Here is an 11,369-nt window from a genome sequence, read left to right as displayed (position 1 = left end):
CGACAACGCTCCGGGAACCCCGCTGGCCCTACCTAACACAGGCGACCGCGCCACACGCCACGGAGCTGGCCCTCATCCCGCCGACCAGTCAAGACGCCCAGCAGCGGAGTCACCGTTGGAGAGCAACTCCCCTAGATGCCCGTCACGCGGTGGCGAAGTAGTGCAGTGGCGGCTAACCGCCAGCAGAAGCTATTCAATTGGTCGAGCAACATCAGTAGAACTAGATCCATGAACTCCCATCCAGGACCCTTCGCCGCTGGCGGGGCACGGCGGCGGCTGCTCGCCGCCGTCGTGGCCGCCAGCATGATCGCGGCCTCCGCCGCCGCGATCAATCCAGCCGCTGCGACCGCCGGCCCACCCCCCACAACCACCCCCGCAGACACGATCACCGGCACACAGACCGTCACCCTGGTCACCGGCGACGTCGTCACCGTCCGCACCCTCACGGGCGGCAAAACCATCGCCGAGGTCGACCAACCCGACGACACCACCGGCGGCTTCAGCGTCCAACAACACGGCGACGACCTCTACGTCATCCCCGACGAAGCCATCCCCCTGCTCGCCGACGACCGACTCGACCAGCGACTGTTCAACGTCACCGACCTGATCGAGATGGGCTACGACGACGCCCACACCACCGACATACCGCTGATCGCCACCTACCCCGAAACCACCCGCACCACCGCCACCGCACCCGAAGGCGCCACCCTCACCCACGACCTACCCGCCATCAACGGCCACGCCCTCACCACCGATAAGGAAGACACCCGCACCCTCTGGACCACCCTCACCGCCGGCTCCAGTCAGACCCGGACCAGCGGTGTAACCAAGCTCTGGCTCGACGGCCAGGTACACGCCACCCTCGCCGACAGCGTCCCCCAAATCGGCGCCCCCGAAGCCTGGAACGCCGGCTACGACGGCGACGGCACCACCGTCGCCGTCCTCGACACCGGCATCGACCCCACCCACCCCGACCTCACCAACCAAATCAAGGACAGCGTCAGCTTCGTCCCCGACCAGGACACCACCGACCCGCAGGGACACGGCACCCACGTCGCCTCCACCGTCGCCGGCACCGGCGCCGCCTCCGACGGCGACAACACCGGCGTCGCCCCCGCAGCCGACCTCCTCATCGGCAAAGTCCTCAACAACGACGGGTACGGCCTTGACTCCTGGATCATCGCCGGCATGCAATGGGCCGCCGAATCCGGCGCCGACATCATCAACATGAGCCTCGGCGACTCCTCCCGCACCGACGGACTCGACCCGATGGCCCTCGCCGTGGACACCCTCTCCGCACAACACGACACCCTCTTCGTCATCGCCGCCGGCAACAACTCCGGCCTGATCGGCTCGCCTGGCACCGCGGCCAGCGCGCTGACCGTCGGCGCCGTCGACAATCAGGACCAACTCGCCGGCTTCTCCAGCGCCGGACCACTGGCGGGGAGCGGAGGGCTCAAGCCCGACCTCACCGCCCCCGGCGTCGCCATCAACGCCGCCCGCTCCCAACACAGCACCGGCGACGGCATGTACCACAGCCAGGACGGCACCTCCATGGCCACCCCACACGTCGCCGGAGCCGCCGCCATCCTCGCCCAACAACACCCCAACTGGACCAACACCCAACTCAAGAACGCCCTCATGAGCAGCACCCAAGCTCTAAGCGACACCTACAGCGCATACCAGGTCGGCACCGGCCGACTCGACGTGGCAGCAGCAGTAGCCAACCCCGTACAAGCCACCGGCTCCACCTACTTCGGCTACTTCGACTGGCCACACCAACCCACCGACACCCCCATCACCAAGTCGGTCACCTTCACCAACACCAGCACCACCCCCGTCACCCTCAACCTCACCACCACCGGCAACGACGCGTTCACCCCCGACATCCCCAGGGTCACCGTCCCCGCCGAAGGCCAGATAGACGTCCCGGTAACCGGCGACCCAACGACAGCCGGCATCGGCCAACACACCGGCTACCTCATCGGCACCAACCCCACCACCGGTGAAACCATCACCCGCACCAGCCTCGGCCTCATCAAAGAAGACGAGCGCTACGACCTCACCATCAAACTCCGCGACCACAACGGCCAACCGACCAGCGCACAAGTTCATGTGAAGACGGCAGACTATCCATTCCCTGGATACACCGACGTGGACGGCGAGCGAACGCTACGTCTTCCACCGGGGTTCTACACTGTTTTCACCGAGCTTGACGTCGCCGGAGAGCGGAGTGATTCGCTGGGCCTCGCCCTGCTGGTCGCCCCCGAGACCGTCCTCGACAAGCCGACCGAGGTGATACTGGACGCGAGCCAGGCCCAGCTGCTCGACACCGCGACACCGCGCGCCACGGAAGACCGGCAGCGCCAATTCAGCTTCACCCTTGAGCACCCCGAATACAAACCCTTCCACTATGGCTACGAGGTTCCGCCTCGGTACGACGACCTGTACGTACTACCCACTGAGAAGGGCGGCGAAAGCTCATTCGACCTCGGCGCCCGCTGGCGTAAGGGTGCCCCGGTCCTGAGCCTGCGCGCCCTCGGCCTCCTCCCCATCGACGCCGTCGTCCAACCCGGCAGCACCATCACCACCGGCACCCAATGGCTACATCCCGTCCACGCCGGCACCGGCACCCCCGAGGACTACGCCAACCTCGACGCCGACGGCAAAATCGCCGTCGTCACCCGCAGCGACGACATCAGCGCAGCCGACCAGACCGCCGCCGCAGCCGCCGCCGGAGCCGCACTCCTCCTGATCGTCAACGACAAACCCGGAATCCTCCACGAATGGGTCGGCGAATCGCCAATTCCTGTCAAGGCACCCATTCCCGTCGCCAGCGTCCACCGCGACGTCGGCAACATCCTGACCAAGCTCGCCGAACACGGCATGCCCCCGCTGAAGGTCAGCCAGGAGCAGTATCCCGACACCATCTACGACCTGGTCCAGGTCTGGCGGGAACAGGTGCCGGACCAGCCCCTCACCTACCACCCGAAGCACAGCGACCTGGCCCGAATCGACGCCCGCTACCACGCTGTCCAGGACACCGAAGGTTACGGCTACCGCAAGGACCTGACCTTCGCCGTCTCTTACGGGAGCCCCGAGCCGGAGTGGTACCCCGGCACCCGCACCGAATGGGTCACCCCAGGAGTCGAATGGCGCGAGACCCATCAGCAACGCTTCTGGACCGACGCCTCCTACCGCAACTCGTACGAGAAGGGGTCAACCACGAGCCTGGACTGGTTCGCACCCGCTGTCCGGCCAGCCTTTGGCCGGACCGACGGCAGTGCACAGAACAATCGAGCCGGCGACACCATGAGCGTCGAGGTGCAGACGTGGAGCCCGTCGGGCTCCGTGCTTGAGCACGGTGGTTACTACCCGTACCGCGTGGTGCCGACGCACCTGAAGCTCTACCAGGGCGACAACCTCCTGTTCGAGAACACCCGGCACGCTTCGCTGGGGTTGATGAAGGTGCCGGCCGGCACGCGGCCCTACCGGCTGGTGCTGGACGCGTCGCGCCCGGCAGACGAGTGGCGACTCTCCACCCGCACCCACACCGAGTGGGACTTCATCTCCAGCACCAACTCGGCTCCCCCAGCCGACCCGGTTCCCATCCCGCTGCTCCAACTCGACTACGAGCTGGAAACCGACCTACGAGGTGATGTCGAGGCCGGCAGCCACCAGGAAATCAGCATCACCGCCGGACCACGACCCGGCACGACCGGCGCCGGCACCATCACCTCGGTGGAGCTTGAGGTCTCCTACGACGATGGCACCACCTGGCAACCCGTCACCCTCACCGCGGGCGACGGCCATACCGGAACACTGAAGCTGCCGAAGCAACCCGACGGCTTCATCTCACTCCGCGCCGCCGCCGAAACCGACGCCGGCTTCGCCATTCGACAAGAGCTCATTCGCGCCTACGGCCTGCGATGAGGTGGCCGGTGGGGCCCCCGGACCGGTATCGTCCGGGGACCCCGCCGGGGCCTCCGGCCAGCGCGGACGACCGTTCCAGGTGGATCCGGGTGGCTCATGCCCACCATGCCGCAGCGGGCCGAGGGAGGAAGCCACTCATGCTGGGCGTGTTGGGATTCAGCCCCGACGACGAGGCGATCTACCGCCTGCTGGTCCGGCAGGGGCAGGCCGGACCGGTCGAGCTCGCCGATGCCCTGCGGATGCCCGTCTCGGGCGTGGCGGGGGCGTTGTCCCGCCTCAGCGACCGCGGCCTGGCCAAGCAGGCATCGGAGGAGGCGTTCTCGGTGGCACCGCCCGCGGTCGCGCTCGGGGCGCTGATCGGCGAGCAGCAGTCCGCGCTGCGGGCCGCGGAGTTGGCCCTCGTCACGCTCGCCGAGGAGTACCGCGGGGCGAGCGCGGAACGTTCCCTCGGCGAGTTGATTGAGGTGATCACCGGGGTTGATGGCATCCGTCACCGGTTCGCCCAGGTGCAACACGCCGCCCGGCGGGAGGTTCGCAGCTTCGTCACACCTCCCTTCGTCGCGGTACCACCGGGCGCCAACACGGTGGAGTCGGTGGCAGCGCGACAAGGCGTACGGTTCCGGGTGGTGATCGACCGACCGGCGCTGGCAGAACCTGGCGTGGTCGCGGAGACCCTGGAGTCCCTCCGCGACGGTGTGCAGATCCGGGTGACGGAGTCACTACCGATCAAACTGATTATCGCTGACGCCGCGTTGGCGCTGGTCCCGTTGACGGCCACAACCGAGGGTGAGCCCGGTGCGGTGCTGCTACATCGCACGGGACTGCTGGCCGCGATGGACGCGCTGTTCGAAGCCGTGTGGCGATGCGCCCACCCGCTGACCCTGTCGGCGGCCGGCACATTGGGCGAAGACTCCGACGGCGACGCCGACAGCCCAACCGACCTGGACCGCCAGATCCTTACCCTGCTCCTGGCCGGGCTCACCGACGCGGTCGTGGCCAGCCAGCTCGGCCTGTCGCTGCGCACCCTGCAGCGGCGTCTGCGCCACCTGATGGACCTCGCCGGAGCCGAGTCCCGGATGCAGCTCGGTTGGCACGCCGCCCGAGAAGGCTGGGTGTGACCACGAGCACTCCGGATCCGGTCCCGCCGGGGATCGCGCCTCACTCCCGTTTCACGCCCGACGCACCAAGCTGACTGTCAACCGGCGGAACCGCGCCGGCTCACGGCACAGACGTGGATACGGGGAGACGAAAGATGGCTCTACAGATGATGGATCACGGGATACGCCCCACCAGCGGCGCCGACACCCTCACCGATCTGGACGCCACTGACGAACGCGGTGTCTCCACCGATCTGGTCCGGGCCTACCTCCAGGGAATCGGCCGGACGAAACTGCTGACCGCCGCCCAGGAGGTCGAACTGTCCCGGCGGATCGAGGCCGGGCTCTTCGCCGCGACCAAGTTGGCGACCTGCACGCCGGTCTCCGTCGCACTCCGTGCTGATCTGGAGCTCGTCGCCGCCGAGGGGCGCGCAGCGAAGGACCATCTGCTGGAGGCGAACCTCCGCCTGGTCGTCAGCATCGCCAAGCGCTACACCGGCCGCGGGATGGCCTTCCTCGACCTGATCCAGGAAGGCAACCTCGGCCTGATCCGCGCCGTCGAGAAGTTCGACTACACCAAGGGCTACAAGTTCTCCACCTACGCCACCTGGTGGATCCGCCAGGCCATCACCCGCGCCATGGCCGACCAGGCCCGCACCATCCGCATCCCGGTACACATGGTCGAGCAGGTCAACCGGATGGTGCGGACCCGGCGCGACCTGTCGGTCGCGTTGGGCCGCGAACCCACGATCATGGAGGTGGCGCGGGCGTTGGACATTCCGGAGATCCAGGTGATCGAGCTGATCTCCTACGACCGGGAGCCGGTGAGCCTGGACCAGACCGTCGGCGAGGACGGCGAGAGCCCGCTCGGTGATTTCGTCGCCGCGGCGGACTCGACGGCCGGGGCCGACGACACCGCCAGCCGCGGCGAGTTGCGCCAGGAGATGCGGGGTGTGCTCGCCACCCTGTCCCAGCGGGAGCAGGCGGTGATCCGGCTCCGGTTCGGATTGGACGACGGTCGGCAGCGCACCCTGGACGAGGTCGGTCGGGAATTCGGCCTCTCCCGGGAGCGGATCCGTCAGATCGAGAAGGGGACGCTGCACAAGCTACGCGCCCCGGAGCGGGCACAGCGCTTGGAGGCGTACGCCTGCTAGGCCGCGCGACCAGCTCCGGACCGTCAGCTCAAGGCCAAGCCGCACGGACTTGCCTCACAGGCGACGGGGGCCGGTGTCAGGGCGGACGGTAGCGGAGCCGAGCCGGACGGTGGCGTGCAGCACCGACAAGCCGTCCGGCCGGGCCAGCACCGGGTTGAGCGTCAGGGTGCGGGCCCGAGGCTGCTCGTCGGCGAGCCGCCCGACCCGCAGCAGCAACTCGGCCAGGGCCTTCCGGTCCACCGGCGCCGCCCCACGATGACCGCGCAGCAGTGGGGCCGCGCGGGGCTCGTCAACCAACTCCGCAGCGTCGCGGTCGGTCAGCGGCACCGCACGCCAGGCCCGGTCGCCGAGTAGTTCGGTGGCGACACCCCCCACGCCGAAGCCCACCACCGGCCCGAACGCCGGGTCCTCCACCAGCTCCACCACGCAGGCCACTCCGGGCGGGACCATCGGCTGGACCAGGACATCCGCGCCAAACTCCGCCGCCATCTTGGCGTACGCGCGTCGTACCCGCGCCTTGTCGGGCAGGTCTAGGCGGACCGCGCCAAGATCCAGCCGGTGCCGCAGACCGGGGTCGGCGGCCTTCATCGCCACCGGGTACCCCAGCTTTCGCGCCGCCGCGACGGCCTCCTGCTCCGACGCCACCCGCACCGACTCCACCACGTTGATTCCGTACGCGGCGAGCAGCCCGGCCGGGTCGAACGACTCCGGCCGCAGCGCCGCCTGGGCCGCGTTCCGGTCCACGTCCAACAGTTCCGGGTGCGTGCCGGTGGGGCGACGCAGCCACCCGGCGTACGCGGTCACCCGCCCCAGGGCACGCACCGCCTCCTCCACGCTCGGGTACGCGGGCACCCCGGAGGGGGCGCGTCCGGCCAGGAACGTCGCCACGGTGGGCTTGCCGCCAGCGAGCACCGCGGGTAGCGCCGAGGTGAAGTCGGTCTCGGCGTCGGGCAGCTGGCCCGGCAGCGGCGGGGCGAAAACCGCCACCAAGGCGTCCACCCCGTCGTCGGCCACGGCGGCGCCGAGAGCGGTGGCGAAGTCGGCCGCCCCGGCGTCTGGCCCGACATCGCGGGGGTAGCCGTCGGCGACGGTGAGCCCCACCGCGGTGGCGGCGGAGGCGGCCAACCCGGTTAACGCCGAGGAGTTACCGACGACCCCCACCCGGTCGCCGGCGGGCAGCGGCTGGTTGGCCAGCAGCACGCCGACATCGAGCAGTTCGGCGACGGTATCCACCCGAATCACCCCGGACTTGGCGAAGAGGGCGCTGATCGCGACGTCGTCCGGACCCGCCGCGTCCGGGCCCACCGCGCCGTGACCCGCCGCCGCCACACCGGCGGCGTACCAGTCCCGCGTCGGCGACGGCGAAGCCGAGGCGACCTCCGCTGGGCCCGCTGACGGGCCGGGGCCGGGTGCGTGGGCCGACGGCGCCAGCGCGACGATCGGCTTCTCCCGCCCGATGCCGCGGGCCAGTCGGGCGAACTTACGGGGGTTACCGAAGGTCTCCAGGTACAGCAGGATCACATCGGTGTTCGGGTCGTCCTGCCAGTACTGCAACAGGTCGTTACCGGAGACGTCGGCCCGGTTCCCGGCCGACACGAAGCTGGACAGCCCAAGTCCCCGCCGCTCCACCTCGGCCAACAGCGCCACCCCGAACGCACCGGACTGGCTGAACAGACCAACCCGACCGGGGACCGGCAACCGCGGGGCCAGCGTGGCGTTCAGACGTACCTCGGTGCTGGTGTTCGCCATCCCCAAGCAGTTCGGACCGATGATCCGCATGCCCGCCGCGTGCGCCGCCCGAACCAGCCGGCGCTGGGCGACCGCGCCGTCCGCACCGGCCTCGGCGAAACCCGCGCTGATCACGACCAGACCGTGTGCCCCGGCGCCAGCCGCATCGGCGACGACGGTCTCGACCGCCGCCGGCGGCACCGCCACCACCGCCAGGTCGATCGGCAAGCCCGCCTCGGCGGCCGACGGGTACGCGGGCAGCCCGGCCACCATTCGCGCGCTCGGATGCACCGGCACCACCGCACCGGTGAACCCGTAGTCGCGCAGGTGCCCGAGGACCGCCGCCCCGACCCCCTGCCCGGTGGCGCTGGCCCCGTAGCAGGCGATTCCCCGGGGCGCGAGCAGCCGGGCGACCGACCGGGCCTCGGTGCGGTGCTCGCGGCCCCGCTGCACCTCAAGGGTCGCCTCGGTCGGCGCGATCGGGAAGCTCAGGTGCACGACACCGTCGGCGAACTGACGCCGCACCTGATAGCCGAAGTCGGCAAAGACCCGGAGCATCGCGTTGTTGGCCGGCAGCACCTCCGCCACGAAGGTCGGGATGCCGACCCGCCGGGCCGCGTCGGCGAGGTGTTCCAGCAGCACCGATCCGATGCCCCGGCCCTGGTAGGCGTCCTCGACCACGAAGGCGACCTCGGCTTCGGTGGCGGCTGGACCCAGCCGCTCGTACCGGCCGACCGCGACGATCTGGCCGCTGGCCAGCACGACGAACGCCTCCCGGTCGTGGTGGTCAACGTTGACGAACCGCCGCAGATCACGGTCGGGAATCCGGGGGTACGGCGAGAAGTAGCGCAGGTAGCGGGTGCGCTCGGAGAAACGCGAGTGCATGGCGACGATGCCCGGTGCGTCCGCTGGCCGGATCGGCCGCAACTGGACGGTGGCGCCGTCGCTGAGCAGCACGTCCACCGGCTGTTCACCTGTGGTCACGCGAGCGTCCTTCCTCCCGGCCGCGTTCGGGCTCGTGTCGTCGAAGGTCAACGCGACCGGCGGGTGACTCGACACCGGCCCTAGTCGCGCGGGTCGTACGGGTCGAGCCCGAGCAGCGGGAACACCGCCTTGCGGGCGGCCACGATGGCCCGGTCCACCGAGTTCGGCTCCCCGGAGGGCTGCCACGACTCGTATGACGGGTTGACGTCGTCGGTCATCCGCAACGGCACCTCCTGCCCCGGACGTCGGAGCTGGGCGAGCTCACGCCAGGCGGGCGGACAGAGCGTGGCCGGCGTGAGCGGTTCACCGGTGGCCACCGCGAGCAGGTGGGTCCAGGCCCGGGGCACGACCTCGACCAACGCGTATCCCCCGCCGCCGGTGGCGACCCAGCGGCCCGCGCAGAGCTCGTCGGCGAGCGCCCGCAGAGCAATGTAGGTGGCACGCTGCCCGTCCACCGACAGGCGCAGGTCGGCCAGGGGGTCTAGCCGGTGTGCGTCCGCGCCGCACTGGGTAACCAGGATCTCCGGCTGGAACGCCCGCAGCACCGACGGCACGATCGCGTGGAACGCCCGCTGCCAGCCAGCGTCCTCGACCCCCGGTGGCAGCGGCACGTTGACCGCGGTTCCCTGAGCCGGCGCACCGCCGGTCTCGTCGGGAAACCCGGTGCCCGGAAAGAGCGCGAGTGGGGTCTCGTGCAGGCTCACCGTGAGCACCCGCGGGTCATCCCAGAAGGCCTGTTGCACCCCGTCGCCGTGGTGCACGTCCACATCGACGTAGGCGACCCGACGCGCGCCCAGGTCGAGCAGGTGGGCGATGGCCACGGCGGGATCGTTGTAGACGCAGAAGCCGGCAGCCCGGTCGGGCATCGCATGGTGCAGCCCGCCCGCCACATTGACCGCCCGACGTGCCGTGCCCCGCCAGACCGCCTCCGCTGCCGCGACGGTGGCCCCGGTAACCAACGCGCTGGCCTCGTGCATCTTGGGAAAGACCGGGTTGTCCGGGGTGCCCAGTCCGAATCCGGTGTAGAGCGGATCCTGCGGGGCAGCTCGCACGGCCTCCAGGTAGGCCGGGTCGTGCACCCGGACCAACAGCTCGTCGTCGGCGGGCTTCGGCTCGACCAGCCGCACCCCGGGACGCCCGAGCACGCCCAGCTCCCGGGCGAGCGCGACAGCCAGCTCGACCCGCACCGGGTCGAGGGGGTGGTCGCCGAGGTCGTAGGAGAGCAGTGTCTCGTCCCACACCACCACTGTGTCGTCCGACATGGGCCTATCGTCGCACGAGGACTTCGCCGACCTGCCGCACGCGCTGCCCACGCCGCTGGTGTCGAGGCGGCGTGGGCAGCCAGGACCCGGAAAAGTGAGCGACCACCCGCGGCTCGGATCACCGCCCCGGGTGAGTTGGCAACGACGGCTCAGGCCGGGGCGGCCCCGGATTCCTGCCCGACCGCGACGGGGCGGGACGGGTCGGCGACCCAGTTACTCCAGGACCCGACGTAGAGGGCGACATCCGGGCGACCGGCCAGGTGCAGGGCGAAAACCGCCTGCGCGGCGGTCACACCGGAGCCACAGTAGACCCCGACCGGCTCGGCGGCAGCCACTCCGGCGGCGGCGAACCGCTCCCGCAGCACACCGGCCGCGGGAAAACGACCCTCGGTCACGTACTCCGGTGCCGGCAGGTTGACCGCACCCGGCACGTGCCCGGCAACCGAATCGACCGGCTCGGTCTCCCCCCGGTAGCGCGGTGCGGCACGGACGTCGACCAGCGTCGCCGCCTCGGCCGCGGCCAGTTGGGCGGCCTCGGCCGCGACCAGCACCGGCAGGGCGCCGGGCCGCACCGCAACGTCGCCGGGACGCGGAGTGGGTACCTCCGTGGAGGTGGGCAACCCCGCCGCCACCCAGGCGGGATGGCCGCCGTGTAGCAGGCGTACCGACCGGTGGCCAGCCCAGCGCAGCGTCCACCAGGCGCGGGCGGCGGACATGCCGTCCCCACCGTCATAGACCACGACCGGATGTCCGGCCCGGACGCCGGCGGTCCGCAGCGCGGCCTGGAGGGCTGCGGGTTCGGGTAGCGGGTGCCGGCCGGCGACGCCCGGCGGGCCGCACAGTTCGGTGTCCAGGTCGACGAAGACCGCCCCGGGAAGATGCCCGGCGGCGTAGTCGTCGCACCCGGGTGGGCCGGTCAGGCGCCAGCGGACGTCGAGCAGGGTCGGTGGGTCGTCACCGCGCATCTCGGCGGCGAGCTGGTCTACCTCGACCAGCAGGTTTTCGATACCGGACATGACGCCCAGTCAACACCATCCGCTGCCGCCGGAGGCATTTGCCTTATCCGTCTTGTTTGGACATTTTCGCTGGCGTTCAGTCCCGCACCCCGGTGGCGGCAGCCTCCCGGACACGGTCGCCGACGTCCCGGGGTGAGCCGACTGTCGCAACTCGGCGTGTCCTTTGCTGAACGACGGGCCAGGGTGCGGACCAGC

The 11,369-nt window shown here is 70.4% G+C and carries 6 protein-coding genes; 3 read left to right on the top strand and 3 right to left on the bottom strand.

The features are described 5' to 3' along the window. Window positions 1-228 precede the first annotated feature (228 nt). The 3 genes from AC1UKG_RS18885 to sigB all read left to right on the top strand — a co-directional run bounded on the left by AC1UKG_RS18885 (window position 229) and on the right by sigB (window position 6,184). Window positions 229-3,933 carry a S8 family peptidase gene (locus tag AC1UKG_RS18885; RefSeq protein ID WP_482642221.1) on the top strand — a complete coding sequence of 1,235 codons (3,705 nt, stop codon included), beginning with the start codon at window positions 229-231 and terminating at the stop codon, window positions 3,931-3,933. A gap of 137 nt (window positions 3,934-4,070) precedes the next feature. Next, window positions 4,071-5,051 carry a helix-turn-helix domain-containing protein gene (locus AC1UKG_RS18880; RefSeq protein ID WP_018746128.1) on the top strand — a complete coding sequence of 327 codons (981 nt, stop codon included), beginning with the start codon at window positions 4,071-4,073 and terminating at the stop codon, window positions 5,049-5,051. Between the two features lie 134 nt (window positions 5,052-5,185). Further along, complete coding sequence (gene sigB / locus AC1UKG_RS18875; RefSeq protein WP_018746127.1) at window positions 5,186-6,184, top strand: RNA polymerase sigma factor SigB; 999 nt, start codon at window positions 5,186-5,188, stop codon at window positions 6,182-6,184. Window positions 6,185-6,238: 54 nt separating this feature from the next. Here sigB and AC1UKG_RS18870 read toward each other — a convergent pair whose 3' ends face one another. From AC1UKG_RS18870 to AC1UKG_RS18860, 3 genes are all read right to left on the bottom strand, one after another. Further along, complete coding sequence (locus tag AC1UKG_RS18870; protein ID WP_482642226.1) at window positions 6,239-8,947, bottom strand: bifunctional acetate--CoA ligase family protein/GNAT family N-acetyltransferase; 2,709 nt, start codon at window positions 8,945-8,947, stop codon at window positions 6,239-6,241. A 29-nt stretch (window positions 8,948-8,976) separates the two neighbouring features. Beyond that, window positions 8,977-10,158 (bottom strand): acetoin utilization protein AcuC, encoded by a 1,182-nt coding sequence (locus tag AC1UKG_RS18865; protein WP_018746125.1) that lies wholly within the window; start codon window positions 10,156-10,158, stop codon window positions 8,977-8,979. A 149-nt stretch (window positions 10,159-10,307) separates the two neighbouring features. Further along, complete coding sequence (locus AC1UKG_RS18860; protein WP_482642222.1) at window positions 10,308-11,174, bottom strand: sulfurtransferase; 867 nt, start codon at window positions 11,172-11,174, stop codon at window positions 10,308-10,310. Window positions 11,175-11,369: the final 195 nt, after the last annotated feature.

The organism is Salinispora sp. CH2A1_6 (genome assembly GCF_056820975.1).
The sequence above is the reverse complement of the archived record's forward strand: the minus strand, read 5'-3'. Positions and strand labels throughout refer to the sequence as shown.

What these genes read in the sequence shown, in the direction of transcription:
- AC1UKG_RS18865 (WP_018746125.1), bottom strand. Translation starts at nt 10,158, where the DNA reads ATGTCGGACGACACAGTGGTGGTGTGGGACGAGACACTGCTCTCCTAC.
- AC1UKG_RS18880 (WP_018746128.1), top strand. Translation starts at nt 4,071, where the DNA reads ATGCTGGGCGTGTTGGGATTCAGCCCCGACGACGAGGCGATCTACCGC.
- AC1UKG_RS18885 (WP_482642221.1), top strand. Translation starts at nt 229, where the DNA reads ATGAACTCCCATCCAGGACCCTTCGCCGCTGGCGGGGCACGGCGGCGG.
- AC1UKG_RS18860 (WP_482642222.1), bottom strand. Translation starts at nt 11,174, where the DNA reads ATGTCCGGTATCGAAAACCTGCTGGTCGAGGTAGACCAGCTCGCCGCC.
- sigB (WP_018746127.1), top strand. Translation starts at nt 5,186, where the DNA reads ATGGCTCTACAGATGATGGATCACGGGATACGCCCCACCAGCGGCGCC.